The 27,000-nt window shown below is 46.2% G+C and carries 24 protein-coding genes; 8 read left to right on the top strand and 16 right to left on the bottom strand.

The features are described from left to right. Positions 1–5: 5 nt before the first annotated feature. Together AC4E8D_RS04845 and AC4E8D_RS04840 are read left to right on the top strand one after the other, a co-directional pair. Entirely contained in the window at positions 6–581 is a 576-nt protein-coding gene (locus tag AC4E8D_RS04845; protein WP_339182190.1) for a GNAT family N-acetyltransferase, read from the top strand. After that, positions 578–925: a DUF1801 domain-containing protein gene (locus AC4E8D_RS04840; protein WP_490205906.1), complete on the top strand. Its 348-nt coding sequence runs from the start codon at positions 578–580 to the stop codon at positions 923–925. The genes AC4E8D_RS04845 and AC4E8D_RS04840 overlap by 4 nt, the downstream gene beginning before the upstream one ends. Positions 926–998: 73 nt before the next feature. Here the strand turns inward: AC4E8D_RS04840 and AC4E8D_RS04835 are convergent, their stop codons facing one another. The 8 genes from AC4E8D_RS04835 to AC4E8D_RS04800 form a co-directional block, all read right to left on the bottom strand. Beyond that, a complete protein-coding gene (locus AC4E8D_RS04835) occupies positions 999–2,303 on the bottom strand; it encodes a DUF1963 domain-containing protein (RefSeq protein WP_339306952.1) in 1,305 nt (434 codons plus the stop codon). 106 nt (positions 2,304–2,409) lie between these two features. Further along, positions 2,410–3,588 carry an alanyl-tRNA editing protein gene (locus AC4E8D_RS04830; RefSeq protein WP_490205905.1) on the bottom strand — a complete coding sequence of 393 codons (1,179 nt, stop codon included), beginning with the start codon at positions 3,586–3,588 and terminating at the stop codon, positions 2,410–2,412. A gap of 259 nt (positions 3,589–3,847) precedes the next feature. Continuing rightward, entirely contained in the window at positions 3,848–4,600 is a 753-nt protein-coding gene (locus tag AC4E8D_RS04825) for an iron ABC transporter ATP-binding protein (RefSeq protein WP_339182181.1), read from the bottom strand. After that, positions 4,597–5,661 carry an iron chelate uptake ABC transporter family permease subunit gene (locus AC4E8D_RS04820; protein ID WP_339182178.1) on the bottom strand — a complete coding sequence of 355 codons (1,065 nt, stop codon included), beginning with the start codon at positions 5,659–5,661 and terminating at the stop codon, positions 4,597–4,599. Before AC4E8D_RS04820 ends, AC4E8D_RS04825 begins: the two co-directional genes overlap by 4 nt. After that, a complete protein-coding gene (locus AC4E8D_RS04815; protein WP_372238406.1) occupies positions 5,658–6,668 on the bottom strand; it encodes an ABC transporter permease in 1,011 nt (336 codons plus the stop codon). Before AC4E8D_RS04815 ends, AC4E8D_RS04820 begins: the two co-directional genes overlap by 4 nt. Before the next feature lie 31 nt (positions 6,669–6,699). Beyond that, positions 6,700–7,737 (bottom strand): siderophore ABC transporter substrate-binding protein, encoded by a 1,038-nt coding sequence (locus tag AC4E8D_RS04810; protein ID WP_221818839.1) that lies wholly within the window; start codon positions 7,735–7,737, stop codon positions 6,700–6,702. A 392-nt stretch (positions 7,738–8,129) separates the two neighbouring features. Next, positions 8,130–9,899, bottom strand: a complete 1,770-nt coding sequence (gene dhaK / locus AC4E8D_RS04805; RefSeq protein WP_339182170.1) for a dihydroxyacetone kinase subunit DhaK — start codon at positions 9,897–9,899, stop codon at positions 8,130–8,132. Next, a complete protein-coding gene (locus AC4E8D_RS04800; protein WP_017690500.1) occupies positions 9,899–11,041 on the bottom strand; it encodes a glycerol dehydrogenase in 1,143 nt (380 codons plus the stop codon). The genes dhaK and AC4E8D_RS04800 overlap by 1 nt, the downstream gene beginning before the upstream one ends. A gap of 305 nt (positions 11,042–11,346) precedes the next feature. Between AC4E8D_RS04800 and AC4E8D_RS04795 the strand changes: the two genes are divergently transcribed. Together AC4E8D_RS04795 and AC4E8D_RS04790 are read left to right on the top strand one after the other, a co-directional pair. Continuing rightward, positions 11,347–12,381, top strand: a complete 1,035-nt coding sequence (locus tag AC4E8D_RS04795; protein WP_490205904.1) for a PocR ligand-binding domain-containing protein — start codon at positions 11,347–11,349, stop codon at positions 12,379–12,381. Positions 12,382–12,486: 105 nt separating this feature from the next. Continuing rightward, a complete protein-coding gene (locus AC4E8D_RS04790; protein WP_221818835.1) occupies positions 12,487–13,476 on the top strand; it encodes an aldo/keto reductase family protein in 990 nt (329 codons plus the stop codon). Here the strand turns inward: AC4E8D_RS04790 and AC4E8D_RS04785 are convergent. From AC4E8D_RS04785 to AC4E8D_RS04770, 4 genes are read right to left on the bottom strand one after another with little or no spacing between them, the layout of a single operon-like run. Further along, positions 13,473–14,351: a LysR family transcriptional regulator gene (locus tag AC4E8D_RS04785; protein ID WP_221819290.1), complete on the bottom strand. Its 879-nt coding sequence runs from the start codon at positions 14,349–14,351 to the stop codon at positions 13,473–13,475. The two genes, AC4E8D_RS04790 and AC4E8D_RS04785, sit on opposite strands and share 4 nt — an antisense overlap. A 30-nt stretch (positions 14,352–14,381) precedes the next feature. Beyond that, on the bottom strand, positions 14,382–14,843 hold the full coding sequence (locus tag AC4E8D_RS04780) for an SMI1/KNR4 family protein (RefSeq protein WP_260632595.1): 462 nt from the start codon (positions 14,841–14,843) through the stop codon (positions 14,382–14,384). Positions 14,844–14,884: 41 nt separating this feature from the next. Further along, on the bottom strand, positions 14,885–15,991 hold the full coding sequence (locus AC4E8D_RS04775; RefSeq protein WP_221818833.1) for a threonine aldolase family protein: 1,107 nt from the start codon (positions 15,989–15,991) through the stop codon (positions 14,885–14,887). Positions 15,992–16,039: 48 nt separating this feature from the next. Further along, the gene (locus tag AC4E8D_RS04770) at positions 16,040–16,900 is read right to left on the bottom strand and encodes a LysR family transcriptional regulator (protein ID WP_221818832.1); all 861 of its coding nucleotides are present in this window, start codon (positions 16,898–16,900) and stop codon (positions 16,040–16,042) included. 181 nt (positions 16,901–17,081) lie between these two features. On the opposite strand from AC4E8D_RS04770, the gene AC4E8D_RS04765 reads away from it, so the two are divergent. The 4 genes from AC4E8D_RS04765 to AC4E8D_RS04750 all read left to right on the top strand — a co-directional run bounded on the left by AC4E8D_RS04765 (position 17,082) and on the right by AC4E8D_RS04750 (position 20,101). Further along, entirely contained in the window at positions 17,082–18,071 is a 990-nt protein-coding gene (locus tag AC4E8D_RS04765; RefSeq protein WP_405131477.1) for a quinone oxidoreductase family protein, read from the top strand. A gap of 393 nt (positions 18,072–18,464) precedes the next feature. Beyond that, on the top strand, positions 18,465–18,683 hold the full coding sequence (locus AC4E8D_RS04760) for a bacteriocin immunity protein (RefSeq protein WP_405131476.1): 219 nt from the start codon (positions 18,465–18,467) through the stop codon (positions 18,681–18,683). A gap of 173 nt (positions 18,684–18,856) precedes the next feature. Next, positions 18,857–19,168 carry a hypothetical protein gene (locus AC4E8D_RS04755; RefSeq protein WP_490205903.1) on the top strand — a complete coding sequence of 104 codons (312 nt, stop codon included), beginning with the start codon at positions 18,857–18,859 and terminating at the stop codon, positions 19,166–19,168. 144 nt (positions 19,169–19,312) lie between these two features. After that, entirely contained in the window at positions 19,313–20,101 is a 789-nt protein-coding gene (locus tag AC4E8D_RS04750) for a formate/nitrite transporter family protein (protein ID WP_017690511.1), read from the top strand. A gap of 167 nt (positions 20,102–20,268) precedes the next feature. Here AC4E8D_RS04750 and AC4E8D_RS04745 read toward each other — a convergent pair whose 3' ends face one another. The 4 genes from AC4E8D_RS04745 to AC4E8D_RS04730 form a co-directional block, all read right to left on the bottom strand. Beyond that, the gene (locus tag AC4E8D_RS04745) at positions 20,269–21,255 is read right to left on the bottom strand and encodes a WXG100 family type VII secretion target (RefSeq protein ID WP_221818828.1); all 987 of its coding nucleotides are present in this window, start codon (positions 21,253–21,255) and stop codon (positions 20,269–20,271) included. 69 nt (positions 21,256–21,324) lie between these two features. Beyond that, positions 21,325–21,765, bottom strand: a complete 441-nt coding sequence (locus AC4E8D_RS04740) for an acetyltransferase (RefSeq protein ID WP_405131474.1) — start codon at positions 21,763–21,765, stop codon at positions 21,325–21,327. A gap of 154 nt (positions 21,766–21,919) precedes the next feature. Beyond that, positions 21,920–23,488: a glycoside hydrolase family 30 protein gene (locus AC4E8D_RS04735; RefSeq protein ID WP_490206466.1), complete on the bottom strand. Its 1,569-nt coding sequence runs from the start codon at positions 23,486–23,488 to the stop codon at positions 21,920–21,922. A gap of 146 nt (positions 23,489–23,634) precedes the next feature. Then, positions 23,635–26,346, bottom strand: a complete 2,712-nt coding sequence (locus tag AC4E8D_RS04730) for a glycoside hydrolase family 3 C-terminal domain-containing protein (protein ID WP_490205902.1) — start codon at positions 26,344–26,346, stop codon at positions 23,635–23,637. Positions 26,347–27,000 lie beyond the last annotated feature (654 nt).

The raw sequence follows: 27,000 nt of genomic DNA, 5'->3' as shown, positions 1-27,000 counted from the left end.
CCCCTATGACACTAAGTACGGACAACCTGTTTTATAGCCAACGATTAAAAATGACGCCCCCACGTCCTGAAGACGTGGAGACCATGCTGCAATGGAACGAAGACCCGGAGTACCTTCGGAATGTGGATACTGATCTGGCCATTCCCTATTCAGAGAAACAGTTGGAAGATGAGGGCGAAACGAAGAACAAGGAAGTTTACTTCAGACTGCGCACGCATGAAGAGGATACGCTGATTGGTTTTGTCGTCATTCACAGCATTGAATGGAATAACCGCTGCGGACAACTTGCTATTGGCATCGGACTTGCCAAACATCGTAACAAGGGATATGGTACGGAAGCGTTGAATCTTATTTTACGATATGCGTTCCATGAGATGAATCTGGACCGGGTTGGCCTCGACGTCATCGCCTACAATGCCAAAGCAATCCGTTCCTATGAGAAGGTTGGTTTTCAGTTGGAAGGTCGGGCACGCTCAGCTGTATATCGTGATGGTAAGCGTTACGACCGCTTGATGATGGGAATTCTAAGACCAGAATGGGAAGCACACAATCAGATCCATACGGAGGGTGAACAAGCATGACCAAGAATGCAGAAGTCACTGCGTTTATTGAACAGATTCAGATACCTTGGCAAGTACAAATCGCTGAACAACTGCGTCAGTTGGTACATGATTCCATCCCTGACGTTCAGGAACGCGTGCAATACAAGAAACCTCATTTTCTGAAAAACGGGAAGTACGCTGCGGTCATCTCGCCATCCAAACAGGCCGTATCCTTCACCATCTTCCATGCAACCGGACTCGATCTGCCCGATGGGATATTCGAAGGCCCGGAAGAGCGCAAAACGATCAAGCTCAAGGAAAAAGATACGCCGGATTATGAATGGCTGTCGGGACTGCTGAAGCAGGCATCTGCAGAATTGTAGGAAAATCTGACGTATATTAAATAGGCATCCCATGAAGTTCAAGAACTTACGGGATGCCTCATTGCTTCCACCATCAAGATTGCTGGTACGATACGGCGGTCATCTGGCAAGGCTCACATATGAACATGTAATACATACCCTCACCATATTCCTCAACCTCGCCCCAATCCAGTTGTGCGACAGCCTTCATTCTCGTGGAACAGCGTGGACATGTTGGGTACTCCGCATCCTGAACCCATCCTGGATGGCCGCCGACCTGAGATAGCGATGGTTCCATCGCCCACTCACTGGCATGGAATACATGACGTGGTGCGTTTGCAATCCGAAACTGTCGGCCCATATCTGGTGTAAGTTTTACATCGTCCTCCGGGTCAATGTCGTCCGCTCCCACGGGCATGACATTATGTGAACTCCATAGCGGTTCCCCCGCTGCATCCATCTCCATGTAAACCACACCGTAACTGCTGCATATCACGCAAGTCTGTATCTGAAGTTGCTGGGCATGCCAAGACACGTCCTTCAGAGCGGGATGTTTAACATCCAGACTAATTAAGGTGGTTAACGCATTGCCACACCATGGACAGCAATTTTTGCTAGGGTTCAGCATCGATAGTGAATTTCCGGTTAACTCCACGTTAGCTCCTTCATTCTCTTTTACTTTATAGAGTGAATAACTTGGGGTGGTGAATAATTCCCTGCGCTGCCCGTCTTTTGTAAGCTCCCAACCAGCTTCAGTGGTGTAATGCTCTGGCGCCACGTACAATTCGCTCGCCCAAGATGGAGGAGATTGTCTCCATTGCCGGAACTGCTGCACGACAACATCATCCCCGATATGGGCCAGCATGAGCAAAATATGGTTCCGATTCTCATCATCGGTGTTCACCTGCTGCAAGAGACGATCACGAACCTCACCCGAGGCACCTTCATACAAAATGGCAGGATAATAGATCTCCTGTTCCAGCAGCTCAGGAATTTCAGCAGTCAACGATATATCATGGTAGCAGACCAGATATACCAGAATGTCTTTGCCCGTATCTTCATCACCTGTACAAATCCGTTGCATCGCGTAATCCTTCATCTGATCTTGTTGCTCTACAGACAAAGACAGATATACCTGTTCCTCGGATTGTTCATAGGGTGTATAACGAATTAGTGGATCGCGAACCTGAGGTTTGTGCATGATTTTCAAAATTTCGACCGGGTCTGTGATACCTGCATACAAGTTCACGTCACGTCGATTCGCTTCAATGTATCTCTGGCGCTCCTCACGTTCCATCTCCTGTTTGCAAGGCATGCAATAACCACCCGTTTTCGCTGCTGTTGTTGGTAAAACGGTATTTGCACACCCCTCCCGTATACACGGAATTCGTTCTGTCATATTCCAACCTCCTTCAACTATCGGCAATGGAAAACACGCCACAATGTGACGTGTTTGTCCCTTACTCCATATTTAAATGCTGTCGGTCTTATATCGCAAGACGCAATCAGTGATGTCCCAACTGGTCCTTGGTGAATTCGTAAAAGGCAAGCGCATCTTCACTGCTGGCAAAGCCTGCCTGAGCTATCTTTTCACTGCCGCCACCTTTGCCTTGGTATGCTCCAAGATTGCCTTTGAAGAAAGGTCCACAAGCCCATTCAGGCGGTTGGCCGTTCTGTGCCAGAACTACTTTGGCCTCCGAGATACTCACAAAGAGTACAAGCCCCTCATGGTCTGCGGTCAGCTTGGTGGCCAGGCTCTGCATATCCTTGAGCGATTTGTCTTCAAAGACCTGAGCAATCACCAGCCCTTGCCGAGCGGCCAGAAGTTCCTCCGCATAATAGGCATCATTGGTTGTTTTCACTGCATTCAGCTCAGTTTGCAGCTGCTTTTGCTCCAGTTCCATTTTCTCAATGCGCTCCAACAATTCGTCCTTACTGGTCTTTAATTTAACCATGATGCTGTTGAGCACATTTTGTGTAGCTGTGAATTCATTCAGCGCCCTTGTTCCACATTTGAAATAAATGCGGGTGCTGCCCTTCACTTTTTCGGTTTTCAACAGTTTGATGATGCCGATCTCACCTGTCGCCGACACATGAGTTCCACCGCAGGCGTTATACTCCACACCCTCGATCTCAACGATGCGAATGTCTTCCGTTACCGTAGGCTGCTTCACCAGTGGTAATTGTGCAACCTCTTCTGCTGTAACCCAGGACGTGTTGATGCGAGCATTACGATAGATCTGACGATTCACTTCTTGTTCAATGGCGGTTAATTGATTCGCTCCCAGTTCAGCCGCAGCCACATCAATCGTGTCATACTCCGTACCAAGATGGAAACTGAGCGTCATCGCTTCCGTCAGCTTTAGCGTGATTGCCGATAACAAATGCTGACCCGTATGCTGCTGCATATGATCGAATCTTCGCTCCCAGTCAATCTCACAATGTACTTCGTTCTGCTCAGAGGTGCGTTCCAGCTTATGCCACACCTCGCCCTCTTCGATGTTCACATCCAGAACAGCGATGCCGCCAATTTGTCCCAGATCACAAGGTTGTCCGCCCCCATGCGGGTAAAAAGCAGTCTCTGCCAGCGTGACATATACGCCGTCTTCCTTGTCCACTCTGCCTGTAATCGTTGTATGCCACTCTCTTGTATAAGCAGAGTCATAATAGATTTTTTGCGTCATTGAATCATCCCGATCCCTTCTCGTTCAAATGGGTTTTCATAATCTCCAGATTACACTATCTGGAACCCTCAAGCCAATTTATGGCATACAAAATCGCTTTCCATATCCAAAATAACGCTCTGTGAGCGAAAATACCTTTTCAACAAGAAAGAAAATTTTGCAGGATGATGCTCGGCATTGATCAAAAAAAAGAAGAGTGAATAATCACTCTACTTTCTGAAAACCATTTTAACAAACAACTTTTTATGAAGCCCTGTAGCTAATAGATCGCTATCGGTCCATACGGACCATCGATAATTTCAATTTTCGTTTCAAAAATATCTGTTAAAATTTCGGGGTCCATCACTTCTTCTACGGTTCCAAAAGCGGCGATTTGACCATCTTTCATGGCACATATTCGATCCGAATATTTGGCGGCAAAATTGATATCATGCATAACCGTCAGAATGGTTCTCCCGAATTCATTAGCGGCATATCTCAAATGCTCCATCATCCGAACAGAACGAGCAACATCTAGATTGTTCAGAGGCTCGTCCAAAAGTACATATTCCGTCTCCTGACACAAAACCATTGCGACATAAGCTCTTTGCCTTTGACCACCAGAAAGTTCATCTAGATATCTATTTTCCAGAGCAGTTAGGTCTAGAAAATCAATATATTTAGATATAATAGCTTCATCCTCATCCGTTAATCTTCCCTTAGAATAAGGAAACCGTCCAAACCCAGCAAGTTGTCTAACGGTAAGCCTTGTGACAAAATGATTTTCTTGTCGTAAAACCGTTATAATTTTGGCCAGATCCCTTGATTTGGATGTGGAAACATCCATATTGGCAACCTTGATCTGACCTTCGTCCAAATCCAAAAGTCTTCCGATCATGAGAAGTGTCGTCGACTTCCCCGCACCGTTGGGTCCAATTAAAGAAGTAAGACCGGCTTTGGGTATATGAATATTCAAAGGGCCAATCTCTACCTCGGCTGCATAGGTTTTTTTGACATTATTGATCTGTATCATAAAGAACCCTTCCTTAAAATCACAATTAAAAATGTTAGTCCGCCAACCAATTCTATAATGATGGAAACAACACCTTGGGCATTGAAAACATGATTCATAATAAAGTATGCACCGGTTAAGATCACAAACCCTATCGCAAGAGCCATTGGGAAAACATATCTGTGATCATAGGTTTGAGCGGCCTGATAACTCAAAATCGCAACTAAAAATCCATAGAATGTAAGTGGTCCAACCAAAGCCGTCGAAATGGCCATCAATATGGAAACCAGAACCAGCGTATAAATCACACTACTTTGATGTTTAGTTCCCAAGGAAGTAGAGACATCCTTACCCAGCGACAGTACATTTAACCTCTTGGCATTAGCAAGCAGCAAAATCGCTGCAATGATGACGATAGGAATCGCAATCGGGAAATAGGCAGAATCCGCATTATTCACGGAAGCAAACATTCTTGCCTGCAAAATATCAAATTCGGACGGTGCAAGAAGTCTTCTCATAAAAGAGGATACAGACCTCAGACCGGTCCCGATAATAATACCGACTAAAAGTAGAAGTTGTAAATTGCCGTATTTTCCGGAAAGCAACCATCCATAGAGGATTAAACACATGATGACCATTGCAGCAACTTGATATAAAAAGGAATCAACACCGCTAAAATTCACAAATACCGTAGCACCAAGGAAAAATATAGTACTCGTATGAATGGTTGAATAAATAGCATCAAAACCTAAAAGGGACGGAGTTATAATTCTGTTATTCGTAATCGATTGAAAAGCAACCGTGGATAAACTTTGGCAAATTGCAGCGATCAGCATTGAAACCAGAGCAACTACTCTTCTTGTAACAACAGGTATGAAAGAAGGCGAAGACACAGGAACCGGATTGTTATAAACCAGTAGTCCAACCGATGCAAAAACGCCCAGAACAATTAATGTTATCAGCAAAATCCAATAGCGCTTTTCTTCTTTTTTGGTACGGAAGGCTTTAGCTGATCTTTTTTTAGGACGACGGCTAGAATCGATTTCGATACTCAGTGGATTTCTACTTGCTAAGTTGCTCATCTTACCCTCCTTGTTGACCGCCTTTGTCTTAACAAAATGACAATGAATACGACGGCTCCCACTGTTCCAAGGATCATCGAGACAGGTATTTCAAAAGGCATAATAATGACACGAGACAGGATATCACACACAATGATGCTGCCCATCCCTAATAAGCACACCCATGGCAAATTGCTCCTGAGATCGTCCCCCCTAAACATGGAAACAATATTGGGGACTATTAACCCTAGAAAAGGCAAGTTCCCAATGACCGCTGCAACGATTCCAACGGCTAGTGAAATAAGCGCAGTACCCAAAAGAATGATCCTGTCATAATTTACGCCAAGACTGGTAGCGACGTCTTCCCCTAGTCCGGCTAATGTCAGCCGATCAGCAAAAACAAATATAAGAATAGTCACCAATACGATGAGCCATAAATATTCATACCTGCCAATTTGCACAGATGAAAAGGAGCCTGCAAACCAGCTTTCGATATTTTGAGTCATTTGGAACACAAGCCCGACGAAAGTTGAAAATGCAGAAATGACAGCTCCAAGCATCATCCCAATAATCGGGACAACTAAAGACGAACGGAGTTTAACTTTCTTTAGAAACATAAAAAAAATCATCGTCCCTATAAAAGAAAAAATGATTGCACCAGTCATTCTTAGCGTTAAGCTCGGGGCAGGAAAGACCAGATAAATAAACATGATCCCCAGTCCTGACCATTCCATTGTTCCGGTTGTGGTAGGTTCCACCAAGCGATTCTGTGTAATAAGCTGCATGACCAGTCCTGCCATTGCCATGGCGGCACCGGTAAGCATTAATGCAACAGTTCTTGGGACACGAGTAATGAAGAACATCTCCATTCCATCCGCTTGTCCTCGTATGTCATAAACTCCAATAAGCAGTGATGTAATGCCTAAAATAATAGTGGCTATAATCGCAATGATAAAAGGTATGGTCCATAGCTTTTTGGGGTTATGACGCTGGGGTTGAGAATTCTCAACCCCAGCTAATTTTGGTATTAAATTTTTCTGCACTGCAGCATACTCCTTTTTACTGTTTAGCTAAAGCTTTCGTAAGGTTGTTAATCAACTCCAAGAAAGTTTCGATGGATTCATTGGTGTACGTGTCGTTTGGAGCATAAACGATTTGTTTTTGAGTAATAGCAGTGGTGTTTTGCAGAGCAGGTGAATTATCAATAACGTCCTGAGCCGGAACGGCACCTTCTTCAGCAGATACAGCTGCATCCCGATCCAGTACGAAAATCCAATCCGGATTGCTTTGGGCGATCGCTTCAACAGAAATATCATCACCTTGATGATCAGAAGAAGATTTGTCCACTTCTAGTGCTGGAACCCAGCCGAAAATGTCATACAACGGTCCCCACACACGTCCAGTAAGCGGAGCCGAGAAACCGATGTTTCCACCAGAAACGACAACACTCATAATTTTATCTTCACCATTATAAGCAGCCTTAGCTTCTTCAATAGCTTTATCAAAATCAGCAATCAGTTGGGCAGCTTCTTCTTGCTTCTCGAAAACTTTTCCCAAATTGGTTGTTGCATCTTTAAGTCCATTAACAAAGTTTTCTCCAGGTGATGCTGTTTCTTCAAGCTCAATATTAAGGTCGATCACTGCTGCATTAGGTACTAATTTTTTGATGTCTTCATAGTAGCTAGCAAACCGTTGACCAACAATGACAAGGTCAGGCTGTATTGATGCCAATAGTTCAAGGTTTGGTTCTCGGTGATTCCCAATATTTTGTACCGATTCATCCGCCACATATGGTGAATCCGCAGGCATTACATCCTTCGGCGCTGCTGCTAATTTGACGCCCCAAGTGGACAGAGTCTCAAATGTTCTGTTATCCAGAGCAACGACCTTCGTTGGATTTACAGGCACGGTTACCGTTCCATGAGCATCCGTAATTTCAACTGTTGTGGCTGTAGCTGTAGTAGCAGCATCGGAAGTTGCAGCCTCTGTATTCGCAGTATCCGTCGTAGCAGGTTCATTACTTGAACAAGCTGCCAACACCAAAGTTAAAGCTGCAACCATGATAAACATTAATTTTGAAGAAATAGACTTTCTCATTTAATTTATATCCCCCTAAATTTAGAAAATTTGGATTCCCACGCAGCGTAATGTGTTGGATAAACTCAGTATCATACCTCCTCAGACGTAAATTTAGAGAATAAACTTAACCCCTTTTCACTGTAGTGCTGAGTAACAAAATAACAAATGATAGTGATTATCAATATCAATAGGTTATATTATAACAAGTTAGAAGGCATTTTCAACAACCTAATTGTTTTAATTCATGGCGAAATTATGAACCAAATATTCCATTGTAGGTATTTATATGCATAAAAATCGACATTTCAATACAAAAAAAGAAGCATCACTGTGTGATACTTCTTTTGCGGTAAGAACTCTTTATACATTTATATTTCTCATCGAAATGATCTAATTTTTCACTAACATTCTTATTTCATCGACTCAGATAATTCTGTGAAAATAACACCCAGCGCATACGCGCCAGCATCCGGGTAACCCAGACTACGATCGCCGACGGCACCTGCACGTCCCATACGTGCCACGATGTCTTCCGTTTTCTTCGCACCTTCAACGGCTGCTGCTGCACCTTTGGCAAATGCTGTTTTGAAGTCATCTCCAGACTCCGCACTTTGTGTCCAGGAATCGGCACATGGAACGAGTGCATCAATCAAGGTTTTGTCGCCAACAACGGCACCACGTCCGAAGGAACGCTCCCCAGTAGACTGAATCCCTTGCACGGCTGCATGAATCATCTCAGCAAATTCAGCAACGTTTAATTGCTGTTTATCCCCTGCTGCTTTGCCAGCCGCACGGAATGCCGAACCCCAGATTGGGCCGGATGCGCCGCCACAATATTCCATGATGACCAAGGAACATGCATCCAGGAATGATCCGATGTCTTTTTTATCTTCGTTAATAATGTGATTCCATTCGCGTTTCAACTGGCGGAAGCCTTTTGCCACACTCATACCGAAATCGCCATCACCGGCATGGGAATCCAGTTCACAGAACGGTACCTCGTTCTTGATGATGATTTCACCCATTTTATCGATCAGATAGACGATGTTGTCCAGTGAAAATTGATTGCCTTGGATGACAGCAGCTGATGCATCCGTCTCCACTTCGTAAGATACAGGAGCGTCTTCACCAACAACAGCTTCCAGCGCTTCGGAATACGCCACTTGTGCTGCTGGAGGACCGGATACTTTAAATGCAGGTGTATCACTTTCCTTGAACAACAGAGTTTTCAACTCATCATCCAGTTTCAGGATCGTAACCGACGCACCCGCCATATCGATGCTTGTCATGTAGTTGCCTACAAACGTTGTAGCGACCTTTAGACCTGCATGTCCTGCAAGTTCACGCTGCACGGAATTGTTGAGCAGATACAGTTCTTGCAGTGGCGTTGCACCAAAACCATTCACCAGCACGGCAATCTCAGCGGAAGCATCCTTATCCAGCTTCATGTCTGCGAGCAATGCTTCGACCATACGTCCTGCCAATTCATCAGCCGATACAATTTTCTCCCGGCGAATCCCTGGCTCACCATGAATCCCTACGCCGAATTCCATCTCATCTTCAGCAATTTCGAATGTAGGCGTGCCTTTGGCGGGCACCGTACAGGATGTGAATCCAAAACCAATACTGCGCACGTTCTGAGCTGCTTTCTCAGCAACGGATTTCACATCAGCCAGACTGCGGCCTTCTTCGGCTGCTGCTCCGGCGATCTTGTGAACCAGTACAGTTCCGGCAACGCCGCGACGTCCAACGGTATACAAGCTGTCTTGTACAGCGATGTCATCCTCAACACGTACATACTGTACGTCGATGCCATCTTCTTCAGCCAGATGTGCTGCATTCTTGAAATTCATCATGTCGCCGCTGTAGTTCTTGATGATCAAGAGTGTACCCTTGTTGCTGGCTGTTGCCTTGATCGCTTGATACACCTGGATTTGGGAAGGAGATGCGAATACATCTCCACACACCGCTGCATCCAGCATGCCTTTACCCACATAACCAGCGTGAGCCGGTTCATGTCCACTGCCGCCGCCACTGATCAGGCTGACTTTATCGGCCTGAATCTCTCTGCGTTTGATGACCTTATATTTTTTCAGAAATTCAAGCTCCGGGTGTGCAAGCGCAATCCCGTTGCACATTTCCATAACAACATGTTCGGCCTGGTTAATAATTTTCTTCATTATTTTACCTCCCGGCGAGCTGCTTTGTACTCACGGCCCATGCGGTCAGCCGCTGCAATGGCAGCAGCCACTTCAGGAACGGTGATCGGGAATGGCATCGCGTGAATGGATTCTTCCGGAATACAAGCGATCTCTGCCACTTTCAACAACTCTTCCTGACTAATCGTATCTACACCGATGTCCGCCAAGCTGATTGGCAGTCCCACTTCGAGACAGAAGTCCATGACTTCATGCAGCTCTTCGGTTGGTGCATTTTCGAGGACGAGTTGTGCAATTGTACCGAAGGATACTTTTTCACCGTGGAAGAAATGATGTGTGCCTTCCAGAACAGTCAAACCGTTGTGAATCGCATGTGCTGCGGCCAGACCGCCACTTTCGAATCCAAGACCTGACAACAGAATGTTGGTCTCCACGATGTTTTCCAGCGCTTGTGTCACGACGTTACTGTCACTTGCTACTTTTGCTTTTGCACCGTCAGTCAGCAGCATTTCATAACACAATTTTGCCAGTGCAAGCGCCGCATTGGTACCTACTGCAGATGGTGTGTATCCTTCGCGGGAACCCATTGGCAGACTTGCGTTTACACGGGAATAGGATTTCGCTGTTGCTCTTGCTTCGAAGTATGTAGAGAGCGCATCTCCCATACCGGATACGAGGAAACGGGTTGGTGCATTGGCAATTACGGTTGTATCAACGAGAACCACACTTGGGCTTTGTTTGAAGTAAGCATAGTCATCAAAAGAACCATCCGGTGTGTACAATACAGCGGAGTGACTTGTCGGTGCGTCTGTTGCCGCAATCGTTGGGCAGATGATCAGTGCTTCGCCTTCTGCTACACATTTGGCCGCATCAATGGCTTTACCGCCACCAAGACCGATGGTAGAGTCACATCCTTTTTCCTTTGCGATCGCTTGCAGACGCGCAACTTCTTCACGGGAACATTCCCCTTTAAAACCGCTTTCAACAAACGTAATGTTAAATTTCTCAGCTGTTGCATCCAGCTTTGCTTTGACACGCTGTACATCATCCGGATGTGCAATCAGCAAGGCTGATTCTCCGAAGGATTTAACAAAGTACCCCAGGTTCAACAATTCATCTTCGCCTTGTACATATTTGGTTGGACTGATAAATGCTTTTCTCATAATAATATATGCCTCCTAATGATATGAATTGGTGTGGTTATTACATCAAATTTTAATTTCTTACAATTGACCTTAATATAACGCATGAGCAGCTGGTTTACAGTGGACTTTGATAACAAATTATTATAATTTACAATCGTATTTTTTTGCTTTTTGGCACAATCATGGTATGTTATTGTCATGAGATGGTTCAATTTTGACCTCCCATAATACATTACCCGTCATCATTACATCTTAATATGTACAACTTGCTAACTTTTAACGGCCTAAATTATGAATCAGGTTAGCCTATGGAGGTTGCACCAATGATTAAAGAATATCTGCATATCAACAAAATTCTCGACCTTAATAAATGGAAGCGCCTACAAGATTCTCTCGCAACAGTCACCAAACTGGCGATCCTCACCGTTGATTATAAAGGCATTCCCATAACCAGCCACAGCAGCTGTCAGGCTTTCTGCCAGAATGTGCGTAAAGACCCCGAGTTTCTACCCTACTGTCAAAAATGTGATTCACGTGGCGGTCTGGAAGCCGTTCGGTTGAATGAGCCCTATGTATATCTATGCCATTTCAATATTATTGATATCGCGATTCCGATTACGATTGATGGCAAATATATTGGCGCTGTCATGGCAGGACAAGTGAAACTTGCCGATCCGGAAAAGGGTAGTGACTTGGAGCAAATTGTCACGTCCAAAAACGTACCCATGCATGCAGCCAAGCTGGAGGAATTAAAGGATGATTACGCCCAGCTGCCCGTGATGACCTATGAAGAGATCGTGAAAATCTCCAACATGTTATCCCTGCTCTGCAACTACATTGTGGAAGAAGCACTCAACAAAAATCTGTTAGTTGAAATGTTCGAGAAAGCCTCAGGTAATCAGGAGACTCTAAACCTCTCCACCATTCTGCCGGGTTACTCCATTCGTAATATCGAGTCGATCAAAAAAGAGATGACCAATGCGATAGCGGATGCCTATCTCAAAAATAGCCCAAGTGACACGAAAAGCTCCAGTCCGGTCCTTCAGCCTGCTTTTGAATACATTCATAGTCACAAAAGCGAACAAGTTTCACTCAAACAAATGGCTGATCTATGCCACCTGAGTCCGAGTTATTTCAGCAGACTGTTTGCCAAGGAAACGGGTGAGAACTTCACAACCTACCTGGCAAAACTCAAGATAAAGTGGGCCAAGCAATTGCTGGAGGTCACCGACATGCCTGTCTCACAGATCAGTGATGAGCTGGGATTTAATGAATCGGGATATTTTATCAAAATATTCAAAAAGTTCGAGGAAATTACGCCTGCTCTCTATCGCAAATACATCCAAGAGAAAATGTAGATTCACTGATACTTTTTTCGTATCAAAGATGAGGTTAAAAGATATTTCACCTATTAATCTGCCATTGTTACAATGGAGTCCAGATGACTTAGGGAGGCGACATGAATGGAATATCGCAAATTAGGAAACAGTGGATTAACCGTCAGTGAGATTTCACTCGGCAACTGGATTACACATGGAGCGCAAGTCGAGGATGGAATAGCAGAAGCTTGTGTGCGAACTGCATTGGATGCAGGTATTACCACATTTGATACCGCAGACGTGTACTCCAATACCAAGGCTGAAGCGGTACTGGGACAGGCTCTTAAGGATATACGTAGAGAAAGTATTGAAGTATGCACCAAAGTCTGTCACCCAACCGGCACAGGTCATAATGACCGAGGACTTTCACGTAAACACATCATGGAAGCCTGCAATGGTTCATTACAACGTTTACAGACGGATTATATTGATGTCTATTACGCTCACCGTTATGATTACAACACTCCGCTGGAAGAGACGTTTCTGGCATTCTCCGATCTGGTGCGCCAGGGCAAAGTTCATTACATTGGCGTAAGTGAATGGAACGCGGATCAGATTGCACGAGGAACCGCTTTGGCGAGGGAACTTCATGTACCCTTTATTGCAAGTCAGCCCCAGTATTCAATGTTATGGCGTGTGATTGAGCAAGAAGTCGTGCCTGCAAGCGACCAAGCAGGACTTGGACAGATTACATGGTCTCCTCTGGCTCAGGGTATACTATCAGGCAAATATGCGCCTAACGAAGCATTGCCCACCGGATCACGTGCAGCTGCTGAGGCAGGAGCACCCTTTTTCAATAAACTGGCTGGTCAGTGGTTACGTGAAGATGTTCTTACCGCTGTGCAAGAGCTTGTCCCAGTGGCCAAAGAGGTCGGTCTAACGCTCCCCCAACTCGCCGTTGCATGGGTTCTTCAGCACACGTATGTCAGTTCCGTTATTATAGGTGCATCCCGGCCGGAGCAGGTATTGGAAAATGTAAAAGCCTCCGGTGTGAAACTGGACTCTGAGATCATGTCTCGTATTGATGAAATACTGAATCCATGGATTGAGCGTGATCCAACCAAGACGGGTTAAACACATTCATCAACAAAGTTCATAAAACGTGATACCACTTCCTGATTCATATCCGTCCGCCATGCCGTGTACAAAGGTACGGAGGGCGGATTTTCTTGTAATGGAAGAAAGACTACACCCTTACGCTGGAACACATCCACCGATGACGGGACAATGGAAATGCCCATGCCCGCCGCAACGAGATTCACAATCGTATACATTTGGATCGCTTCCTGCGTAATTCGAGGATCTACGCCATGCTCCCTGCAATAATCCAGAACGAGACGATGGAACGGAGAACCCAGATGCCGTGGGAATAAAATAAAATCTTCATCCGCCAGTTCTCGAATTGAAACTTGAGTCTGAGAAGCCAACGGGTGATGATCTGGCAATACGGCAATCAACGTTTCCATCTGACAGGGGCGGAACGAGACATGACGAGTGTCTTCCTGATATCGCAAAAATCCAATATGGATCTGTCCGTCTTCCAGTGCCTGCAATTGTTGGGACGAAGTCATCTCACGCAGCGTCAATTCAATCTGCGGATACGCAGCGCGAAATTTCCTAAGAACATCCACCATAATGCTCCCCGAAGCCGAATCCACAAAGGCTATGGTTATATGCCCGATGATGCCCTGATCTGCCTTTTGCGTAAGCTGAATGGATCGTTCGAGCTGGGCCATGATCAGTCTGGCCTGTTCCAGAAATACGGCACCAGCCGGGGTGAGACGAACCATTTTTCTGGTGCGCTCCAACAACTTCACGCCAAGCTCATCCTCTAAATTCTGAATCTGCTGGCTCAGCGGTGGTTGCGTCATATTTAATTTTTCCGCTGCACGGTGGAAATGAAGTTCTTCTGCCACGGTGATAAAGTATCTTAACTTCCGAATATCCATAAGCCGATTGCGCATCCTTCCGTCTCCCTGTTAATTCATCTGTTCCTGCACCCAGATCGCAGACTCCGTCAGCATCGTCATTAAATCATTAAAATCTACCGCAATCTCTCGAATTGGCGTATCTCCTGCATCGTGGATCAACATCAGTATCTTGCCCGAGGGCTGATCCAACATAGCCATACTTCCTTCGCCAAATCCACCAATCGGGAACGGATTGAGATCATCCGACAGCTTGTACTCTTTCTTAACTTCACGGTAGATTTCCAGAAACTCAGGATATGCCCAATCCAGTTCTTTTGCTGAATACAAGGCAGGATCGCCGAAATTACATGCCCCGAATTCAAGCAAAAGTGCACGGTACGCTGCGGGCAATTGCACGTTATACTTTTGCTCAAAATTCTCAATGCTCTGTTGCGTTTCGGGCGTGCACCCTTCTCCCATTGTTGTATTGTAAGCTTTCACCAAAAGATCACGAATCGGTTCTAATTCCATCGACTTCACTTGAACTCCCCCTTTACATTAGAATCCGCTTGTTATCTCACCTGTTTACGCAACTCTTGGTCCAACCATTCCAGTGCTGCACGCAGCTTATCCTGGGGAATTTTCTCATAACGATCACCCGTAGACAATTCAAAGGCACAGCTGTTCCCACTCGTTTTGTTCAGATATGAAGTCATTCCTATGCCATACTGCTGAGCCATTTGCACCAGAATTGGTTCAACTTCGGCAGCAGCGAGCGCAAAGTGCACATGAAACATATTCGATACCGGTACCTCGGGTAACGTTTGTATCCCGTGACACGCATTCAGTAGGGAGGCGAATTCTTGAGCCTGCTCGTAATACAGTTCCATTTTGCCAATCCGCTCATTGTAATAATACTGAGAACTGAGAATGTACGGATACAGACCGATCAGATCTCCGCCGTGCCGACGTTTCCATACTTTCGATTCTTGCATCACATCCGGATCACCCGCCAATATAGCCCCCGCAATACCTCCAATGCCTTTGTAAAAGGAAACATACACCGTATCAAACAAACTGCAAATCTCCGCAGGCGTTTTCTGGTAATAGGGAGTAATCTCAAACAGGCGTGCCCCGTCCAGATGCAGCTTAATCCCGCGTTCACGACAATAGGCCGAGATCGCTTCCAACTCTTCATACGCTGGCAATTGCCCGCCAATCTCGCGTTGCGGCAGTTCCAACAGCAGACAGGCAATGTCCTCATCGAGCGCCTGTACATCTTGCAAACGAATCAAACGATCCTTGTCCGCAAGCAAAATTGATTCAATCTGATGCAGCTCTTTCAGTCCGTCTTCCTCATGGATTTCCAGATGACACAGAGGGTGGTAAGCTACTCGCTTTACTCCTTTGCGATCACACCAGATCCGTAATGCAATCTGCTGTGCCATCGTTCCACTTGGGAAAAATACCGCCGATTCCTTGCCAAGAACGTCAGCCATCTGTTGCTGAAACTCTTCAATAATGGGGCCGTTGCCGTAGTGATCACTGAACAACTCCCCATCAATCTGGCCCAATACGTTCTGAAGTACCTTCACTTGGCGACTGCCATGACCGCCCACAATAAAATCTACCTGATTAAAGGCATCAGCCAATGTTAACGTAGTATCCTCCAAAGTCATTCACTCCTTTATAGTGTTTGTTCAAAAATGGACTTTATGAACAACCTCTTATAGTTCTGGTACTGTAATAATCTCAACCAAAGCGCTGAGCGCACTAGATATATGTTCACCACGGGGATACACAAATCCTACTTCCAACCGGCAATAGGGATCGGGCAAAGACATCACCGCGATCTCTCCTCTTAATTCTGCTTTGGTAACCGAAGAACGTGGCAGCAATGATACACCGAGCCCGGCAGATACACCATTCAGAATCGTGTCCAGTGTTCCATATTCCATGATGTTAAGCGTGTGGATACCCTGATCTTTCAAAAAGGATTCCGCCTGATCGCGATGAGTGCATCCGATCTCAAAAAACAACATTGGCCTGGACAATAACGTGTACATCTCATGTACTCCAGGTTCAGCGATCAACACCAATTCCTCGTCATACATCTTCATATAGTTCAGCTCAGGATGGTCGATAGGACCATATATTAAGGCACCGTGCAATTCATGTTGAATGACCTTCTGGTTCAGTTCATGGGTCCCACCCGTGACAAGCGAATGCTGTACTTCCGGGTAGCATGAAGTATATTCAGCCAAGAGCGGCGTCAGAAAAGTAGAAGCTGCTGTCTCTATGGCACCTAGACGAAGCATCCCCGCTGGTGGGTTACCCACTTGTGTGGCCTGCTCTGCTTCATATAATAATTCCAATATTCTATCCGCATACCCAAGCAGGTTCTCTCCTGCTGGTGTAAGCGACATCCCCCGATTGGAACGATGAAATAGCGGTACTTGCAGTTGGGTCTCCAACTGTTTAATCCGTGCTGTTACATTGGACTGCACATAATTAAGTGAGAGCGCAGCTTTACTGATACTACCTTCGCGGGCAACCGCCTGAAATATTTTCAAATCACCTGCATCCATACCCTGATCACCTGCTCGTCGTTATATCGGCATTCTGCATCATCCGATTCATGCAAAGTGCCTATCTATTATTTTTAATGATACTGACAATCATTTTTGTTCATTTTACGTGAATCTGCTCCGTCTGTACAATGAGGCTCAGTAGTGAAATCTGGCTACATAGACAGGAGGAATATTGAATATGAAAGCCATTATCCATTCGGGCCAGAGTGGCCTTGCAGGTCTTCAATATACAGAGTCAATCTCTCGGGCACCAAAAGCCGGGGAAGTGCAGATTCAATTAAAATTCGCTGGAATCAACCATCGGGATCTATTCATCATGGCAGGACGCGGAACCCAGGACACCCCGCTCATTCCCGGTTCCGATGGAGCAGGTATTATCGTAGCGATTGGCGAAAGCGTAAGAGGGTTCGCGATAGGAGATGAAGTCATTATCCACCCTACGCTCGGTTGGGAACATGCATCTGAAGTGCCGACCGTACCCGATATTGTTGGTGGCCCTACGGATGGAACGCTGGCTCAATATATAACGTTGCCTGCTGCAAATGCCCTGCCTAAGCCAGCCCACCTATCCTGGGAGGAAGCTGGCGTGCTGCCCCTTTCAGCGCTGACGGCCTATCGCGCCTTATTCAATCGCGGTGTATTGAAGCAAGGTGAACATGTGCTCATTCCCGGTATTGGCGGTGGTGTTGCAACCTATGCCCTGCTCATGGCGGTAGCGGCTGGTGCCAAGGTGACCGTCACCTCCAGAAGTGACGCCAAAAGAAATGAAGCTCAGCGTTTGGGCGCTGCCCAGGCACTGGATAGTCATGCTGATTGGAGTAGGCAGAACGATCTGGAACCTGTGGACATCATCTTGGATAGCATCGGACAAGCCATGTTCCCAAAATATTTTGATATAATCAGACCAAGTGGACGTATCGTGATGTATGGTGCAAGCTCGGGGGATGATCTGACCCTACCGATTCGCTCTATCTTCTTCCCGCAGATTAGTCTAATCGGCACCTCTATGGGCAGCCGTGAGGATTTTATCCAGATGCTGCAATTCGTGGAGCACCATGATATAAACCCTGTAATTGATGGCGTATATCCATTGCAAGACGTAGCAAAAGCGTTCGAACGTATGGAAAACGGCGAGCAGTTTGGTAATCTGGCTATACGGATTGAATGACATCTATTCTCGATATGGGCCTTCATGAATTGTTGAAAATTGATTTACGATAATGGGGGAATCCGTCTGACCCGTCTAGTTAAACGTATACTAATTGTTCTTATTGCTATTATCATTGTGGCCCAAATTCCTATGTTAAAAGAAACCTTAGCCCGAGGAGTTACTACGTTATATGTGAAGATAAAGTATCCCGAACATTCCTTTCAATTCCAAGACTTCAACTACGAGTCTCATTTCGGGAACTATATCATTTCATATACTGATCAAGACGAACAACGCATTAGTCTGATGCTTGAGCCCAAATTTTTTCCGGTGCTCATTATATATGATCCATTGAATCAGCCCATGAAAGACTAGTTTGTTCACGCTATGAATCATTCAGGAGGTATCGATATGGACAATCCATTACATTTGGTAGAATTGGTTCGCAAACTGATGGACTCTGAAGGAACGGAAGCCGAGTTGGATGACATGTTGACGGAGCTACAACAGCAGGTTCCACATGCGGAGATCAGTAATCTGATTTTCTGGGATGAGCGAGACCTGACGCCTGAACAGATTGTGGAAGAAGCCTTGGCTTCCCGTCCAATCATTCTCCCGCCCAAGCCATAATATTCTTCAGGAGGTGAACGGTAGGATATGTCTGACTGTCTGATTTAAATCATAATAAAAACAATGAACACCCTGATTTTAACGAAATCAGCGGAGAAGAAAAACTACAGGCACTTCGTGATCTGATCGACCTAACCGATAATCACCTGACTCAGCAAGTTCTCGCTATTGGCATGGATACACATGAAGAGGATCTCATCCGTATCGAAGCTTGGCGGGCTTTAGGCATGGCGGGCTTCTCTGCTCTTCTGGGTGAAATCCTTCATGCTGCCGCGCAACTTGTTCGTGACTCAGAAGAAGATGAGGATATACAGAACTACGTCTTGCAAACTCTCGCTCTACTGCCCATCACAGAAGCCGAGATCCAATTGGCCCAGGAAGTTCTGGAGGGTAATGCCTACATATTAGTCAGAGGAGCGGCCTTTGTTATGCTTGTTGCACATCAACAAGTTAATGGTGCAGCATCTGCGTTAGAATCGCTTTAATCCGAACCTGATTTTGGCTCTTCTGCAATGCGGGTACTGCATTCGAATCAACGAAGTAATAATCAATAAACCAAGTTTAATCTCCCCAATTTCCATAATTTCGTTATAATGGTAAGCAAGACATCATGCTATTGGAGGAGAATTATGGAAACGGAAGCTTTACGCAACGTGGAACAACTAGCTTTGAAGAAACACAAGATATACAAACAAAGCTTAATCAGGTACCTTGCACGCTCCATGCTGGCCAGTATGTTTATCGGATTCGGCGTCATCGTGGCGTTTAAGACAGGTAACTTCTTTTATATGGAGCAGTCCCCGTTTACCTATCCGATGGCTGCAATTACGTTTGGTGCGGCCATCATTCTGATCGCCTACGGCGGGGGTGACCTGTTCACGGGCAATACGTTTTATTACACGTATGCGGCGCTGCGCAAGAAACTGCGCTGGTTTGAAGTGATCAAGCTGTGGATTGCGAGTTATAGCGGTAACCTGATGGGCGCAGCCGTGTTTGCCTTGTTAATCTATCTGACCGGGTTGTTCGACTCGTCTCAGGTGAATGGTTTTCTGTTAAGCGTGGTGGAGCATAAGATGGAAGTTCCAACCATGCAGCTCTTTTTCCGGGGCATCCTGTGTAACTGGCTTGTATGTATGGCGTTTTTTGTCCCAATGTTCATGAAGGAGAATGGAGCCAAAATGTTTGCCATGATGCTCTTTGTGTTCTGCTTCTTCATCTCGGGATATGAGCACAGCATCGCCAATATGTGTACGTTCGCGATTGCACTTGTGCTGAATCACCCAGGGACGATCTCATTTGAAGGTGTGCTTCACAACCTGGTTCCCGTGACCTTGGGTAATCTGGTGGGTGGTGTGCTGCTGATGGGCTTTATGTATTATGCGGTGAACAAACCGTTTCTGGATGAAGAGACACATTAATCTCTGGCAAAAAAAGATTCCCTTACAGCTCGGTCCTTCGACCGTGGCTGATCGGTAAGCCAAACCATAAACACCCCAGCAATCTTCCCATCTCAGGGAGAAGGTTGCCGGGGTGTTTCTTTACGGGCAGGCTCACGGATAAGCAGCCTGCCAATCCCATCCGTGGCTTAGAAGTAATCCCGCCACGGCGTATATTCAATATCGTTGTCGCCGCGCGTGACCACGATCATATTTTCCATTTTGCCCGTTTCCTTATTGGTACGGTAGATCATCGTACGTGTCTCGCCTTCTTCCGGCACAGAGAACAGGAACTTGTCCGCGACGAAGGAAGAACCCAGTCCAGTGGCATGTTCTGTAAAGGCAGAGCCTGTCTTGCTTGTGAGCAGCAGACCAATGCCGTAGGCTGTAGCCGTTTGTGCCACTTTGCCAAAGAGATGCTCGCCTTGACTGGTCGTGTGCGTTTGCTCCGAATACCTATACTTTTCCGTATCCTTGCTATAGTCCACCACATTGCCCTGTTTATCCAGACTGATGGTGGTCGTTTCGCCCTTATCGCTTTTTACCTGATACGTACCCACGATGGAATCCTCGGTGATTTTCACCGTTTTGCCCGTATTGGGGTCAGTCTGATAGATTACATCTTCATACTGAAGCCGAATGATGTTCATGCTGGCCTGAATCTGCTGCGCCAGTTCTTCGTCACCCATCTCTTTGGCTTTCTTCAGCATTTCCTCATAGTTCTGATATTTCTCGGCATCCTTCTCAGCCCATTCATCCATGTTCTTTGGTGGACCTGGCGTTTTGTCCAGATCATCGCCTTTATTTTTGCCCATGGTTGATAGCGCCCGCGCCGCAGTCAGCGCCGTCATGATTGCCTGGCTCACCGCCTCTTCATCTGTCGTGCGGAAACGCTCGGCAATCTTCTTAAGCTCCGACTGAATGGACAGAACCAGTTCCAGAACAGATTTCATCGTGCCTTGAGCCGTTGAATAATCGTTATAGAAGCGTTCCCGTTCCATGCCATCCCAGTTGCTGCGCATGACACTCATCTTGCCGTCCAATGTGGACATGAAGCCCGATAATTGCTGATGGGCCTGAGCGAACTGCCCACTGACCTTCTCCAGTTGTTCCGGTGTCACCTTGATCTGTGTCATCCTGCACACTCCTCTGCGTGTTCATTAACATCCTGTGGTCAACCAATGACGCTCTCTCTCAACCTGTTCCTATATGATCTCCAGATGCAACAGTGGAAACGGATTACCGGAACTATCCAATTCAGATCGCCCCATTTGTACAAATCCCATCTTTTCATAGAATCGGGCTGCCCCAGTATTCTGCTCATTAACATCCACCTTGAGGTGACGGCCTTTGATTTTGAAGGTATGGTTTATTAGCAGACGTCCCACACCCTGTCCGTGTTGGCTCGGATCTACAAATAACATCTCGATAAAGTTATCATCCACACCAATAAAACCCACGGGTTGTTGCTCCGTATTCAGCACTTCCCAAACCTCGACTTGCCTTTGTTGCAACACATCACTCACCACTTTTTTGTAGAACTGAATGTGATGCTCTTCCAAAAACGTATGGGTTGCCCGAACAGCACTCTCCCAGATCTCGACCAACTTGTCATGATCCTGTTCCCGATATGCAACGACTAACATGTCCAACGTATGCTCCTTTTCTAGTAAAAGTAAAAGGTTATGTAAAAGCCCGATCCTGGGATCGGACTTGTTTAACACTTCAAATTTGAAATAACTCAACGTTTATTTTATCATGTTCATCATTCAATCTGTACCCATAATTTCCAATCATGAGTCAACGTTCTCCCTCCGTTTTTGGCTTCCAACGGAAGGTTGCTGCCGATTGGGAAGGCAGTATATATCGAAACGAATCTCCATCTATGAGTACATCAAAGGAAACTTCTGCCTCACCCGTGTTAGCTGCAACCAGCACCAACGTTCCATCCGGATTGCGGAAGGTTACGTTCTCGAGCTGGCCCTGTTCTTGCGTGGAATCAACTCTCACAGCTCCCGGACGTACATAACGGCTGATGTGACCCATAGCATAATACTCGACATTTCTCGTGATTTCATCACGCTCCGGGTCAATCGTCACAACCCCGCGACAGTTCTCACAGCCACCGTTCGTGGGTCCACCTTGCGGATCGAGTGCGATGTTCCAGAGCAGCACATTTTTCGCCCAGTTGCGAGGTGCACCAATAATGAGATTGGACATCTGCCAGCTCAGATTCTCGCCAAAATCAGGACTCCACTCCCCACCACTACATTCGGTAAAATAGATATTTTTGTCCGGGAAGCGCTCATGCACTTCCGACATGACCGATGGATCACCTGCATAACAGTGGAAAGCAGATCCATCGATATAGGCAGCAGCCTGTTCATCACCAATCACCTTGCTGGTATATTCGACCGCCTGATCCCAGTTATGATCATACGCGATGATTCGCGTATCCAGTCCCGCGTCCTGTAGCGCAGGGCCAAGATAATCCCGTATGAACATCGCTTGTTCTTCGGCGCCCATACTCATACTTGGATATTTATTCGATGTGAACTCCGGTTCATTTTGCAACGTGATCCCGTAGATGGGAATGCCCTTTGTCTGATAAGCTTTGATATATTTCACAAAATATCTTGCGTACGCTTCGTATACCTGGGGGTCGTTGTAATCCAAATACCAGCCGTTTGTGGTCTTCTCCCCATACTTCATCCAGGCCGGGGCCGTCCACGGGGTGCCCAGTACGTTAAGATCCGGTTTCAAACCAGCTACACGCTCCAGCATATTCACGACTTCCTGATCCTTTTCGATCGAAAAGTGTTCCATGTCATAATCCGTGCCGGACTCGATATCATCATAGGTATAACTTGAAGCCGCGCCTGATTCATCTACCGAATAATCGGAGGCACCAATGGTGTGACGCACCATATCCATGTTCAGTCCTTCTGTTGTAAATAGTTCCTTCAGCAGTTGCTCTTGTTGTTCCTCTGGGAGCTCGTTGATCAGATGTGCCGATGAACCCGTCATCGCTGCGCCAAAACCATCCATGGTCTGATACGTCTTGTCCGGGTCAATCTGTATGGTGAAATCCGATGAAGACGTGTCTGACTCCTGCGTTGAAGAAACGGGAGAGTCTGTGTCTGCATCATGGTGATCTGAAATTGGAATGGGCTTCTGAGGTGTAAGCAGATTTTGCTGATCTCCCGTGGTTAGCCAGACTTCGGCCGTTCTCTGTTTGTCCACAACCGGTGGCGGAGCAGGTTGTTCACTTCGGTTGAAGATAAGCCAGATTCCTATACCGATACAACAAATAGCTGCGATCAACAGGATCATCCATCGTTTGGGATGCTCTCGCCAGCCTATGTTCATCACGCTTCACTCTCCTTTCATTGTGGAAAAAGCCGCGGCCAATAGGCCACGACTCAATTTCCTAATCTATATAAAGTAGAACCAACTGCATTTGACGCTAATAAATTCACTGGGATAACAACCTTCCAATCTCCCAGATTGCAGTTTTATTTACCAGACTTGCTTCCGATATTCACACTGCCTGTCAGACGAATATCATCCGATGCACTGCCGACATACACTTGAACTTTACCCTTAGGCATTACCCATTCATGTGATGCTTCATCCCAATAGGACAGTGCGCTGCGATCCAGTTGAATATTGACCCGCTGCTGCTTGCCTGCTTTGAGATCAACCTTCGCCCAACCAGCAAGTTGTTTCTTCGGAGTCTCGACTTTGGTTGGCAGATTGCCAACATAGACCTGTACAACTTCTGCACCGGAAACTTTACCGGTATTACGCAGGTTAAGGGATACTTCTACGGTTTCCTTATCACCTTTGCCAGTGTTTTTCACATGCAGATTACGATAATTAAAATCGGTATACGACAGCCCGTGTCCAAAGGCAAACGCCGGTGTCATGCCTTCTTTGTCATATCCTTTATACCCTACAAAGATACCCTCGGAATAGTTGCCCACCCCGTTCACACCCGGGAATTGTTCCGCAGTGGATACCGGGGTCTGGGAATCATCTGATGGGAACGTCACCGGCAACTTACCGGATGGATTCACATCACCAAACAGCACACGTGCCACTGCATTACCTTGTTCCTGACCTGCATACCAAGCCTGAACGATGGATGGCACTTCTTTTTGCCAGGAGTCCATTTCAACAGCGCGACCACTCATTTGCACCACAATCGTTTTTGGATTGGCTGTTGCTACCTTGCGAATCAGCTGCTCCTGGTTATTCGGCAGCTCCAGGTCGGAACGGTCGACGTAACCTTCACTGTCATACGTACGAGTTACCACGACGGCAACATCGGATTTTTTCGCCAGATCAACTGCTTTTTGCATTTTGATATCCACAGCGTCTTCTGGAGCTTCCCAGCCAAAACGAACCTGTGCACCCATATCATGATTAGTCTGTACCGGGAAATCCGTACGATACTCAATTCGAATATTGTGGGACTCGCCTTCTTTGAATGTGATTTCTTTCTTTGTTGTACTCAATGTTTCACCTTGATTGTCTACGAGTAACTCATCATCCACATACAGTTTCGCAGAACCCAGACTGGTCAGAGACAGTTTGTAATCACCTGTTTGAGGTGCTGTGATCGCCCCTGTCCAACGAGCAGACATCTTGGCATTGAACTTCGTTGGTGTCACTGGAAGCTTGGAAGATTGTGCGTTAAAACCTTCATAGTTGTAGAATCCAAGATTCATGTTGACCTGATGATCTGTACGGACCAGAGATGGGTCACCCTCCATATCTTTATTCGTCCAGTATTCAGCACGCAGACCGTATTCCGCACGATCTGTACCATAGTCTCTTTCACTTTCCTGAGCATCCGCTGGTGATAAAAGAGTAGAAGGTACGGCGGATGGTCCATTAAATGCATCCCCTGCGGAGATAGGATCGGTTCCGGCAGCATATTTTACATCCACACCGTTACCGGCACGGTTACGAATGCCTTGAAGTGAACTTACGGTATACGTCGGATTAACCAGACTGCTACCTCCACCAGCAGCAGATGCGTTATCTGCATCCGGACCGATGACAGCGATGGATTTCACGTTTTTCTTGGACAGCGGCAGCACATTATCGTTGTTTTGCAAAAGAACCATGCTCTCTTCTGCAATTTCACGTGCCTGTTTGCCGTCTTTCTTGGCATTGATTTGTGTATTCGTTACAGGGTTATCGAACAGCCCTTTATCGAACATTTGAAGCAAAATGCGTCTAACCTTCTCATCAATGGTTTGCTCGCTGACTTCGCCATTGTTCACGGCTTCCAGCAATTTGTCTCCCCATTTGCCGTAAGGCTCTCCCGGTGTCTCCAGATCCAGACCCGCATTGGCGGATTTGGCTGTGCTGAAGTTTGCACCGTAGTCACTCATGACAAACCCTTCGAAGCCAAACTGATCCCGAAGGACATTGGTCAGCATCTCCTTGTTCTCACAAGCATATGTACCGTTCACCTGGTTAAATGAACACATTGCTGAACCAAGATCCGCTTTTTCGACCATCGCCTGGAACGGACGTGCATAGACTTCCTGAATGGCACGTTCGCTGGCTGTTGCATTGGTCGTGAAACGTTCCGTCTCCTGGTTGTTCAGGATATAGTGTTTCGCTGTAGCGATAACCGGATTACTTTGAATCCCATTCACATACGCTGCACCCATACCGGAAGCCAGTAGCGGATCTTCCCCCAGAGATTCGAAGTTCCGGGAACCCCATGGTGTACGTGCAATATCCAGTCCAGGGCCGAGCACTACATTATGTGTTGTATCATGTGCTTCCTGACCGATCAAATCGCCATATTTCTTGGCAAGATTGGTATCCCAGGAAGCGGCAAGCGCGATGGGTGCAGGCAATGCCGTGGACTTTTTGTCCTGCACATCCGGGTTAGCCACACGTACCCCTGCAGGTCCATCTGCCATCTGTAATGCCGGAATGCCGAGGCGCTCCAATCCATCATTATAGAAACCATAATAGTTATTTACTTTACCAGTTACGAATCCAACTTTCTCCTCCAGCGTCATCTCCTTGAGCAGCAGCTCGGTGCGTTCTTCCGCAGATAGAGATGTGTTCATCCATGGCCGATCAGTCCCGGATTCCGCCTCCGCGGCGAAGGCGTGTAGCGGCATAGCCGCAACCGCCACGATGATTAATAACATAAACCATCGTTTGAGGAAAATCAGATTGAGTCTTCTGTTCATGTTGTAAGCTTCTCCTTCTCTCTTGATCATTTTTCTTGTGCACACATTGAATACATGTATACAAGGGAATGCAAACTGGCTTGATCCCAGTCTTTCAAGCATTCAGGTCGTCCTGCACATGGCTTCCGAAACTGCAGCCTGCAAGCAAGTCAGCAGATTTCGCTTCCTAACGATAGCCGACATGATCATGAATTACATCCCCTTAAATTTGGTAAATGATCGATAAGAACAAGCCTAGTTCTTTGGAATCACCACATCAAAAATTCAGATAACAAGATAAGAAAACGAATTATTTACATTTCCGTAACTACTTTAGAACAGATTCTTTACTTTTAAAAACAGTCGGTTCGACCCACTCCCGTTCAACCAATTAATGCAATTAATTATCAGATTAAGGAATATATCCACACACCCTGGGTCCTAAGTCTATTTGAAAACGGAACCAATCCGGTCCATTGAAATATCCAAAAATATAAAAGCAACTGAAGTCCCTTTTAACAGGTTCCTCCGTTGCCTTTATGTTTGGATTTCTCCATATTGTTCACTCCGTCCATGATTATTTGTTCTACACTCGTTATATTGAGATTCGGAGTTACATTGAAAATCGGGGTTACAAATAAAAAAACCGCCCCACGGGGCGGTTTAAATCTAGTT

The sequence above is a fragment of the Paenibacillus sp. SRL342 genome, from assembly GCF_984798905.1.
Note: the sequence above shows the minus strand (reverse complement) of the source record. Positions and strands in the feature narration are given on the sequence as shown.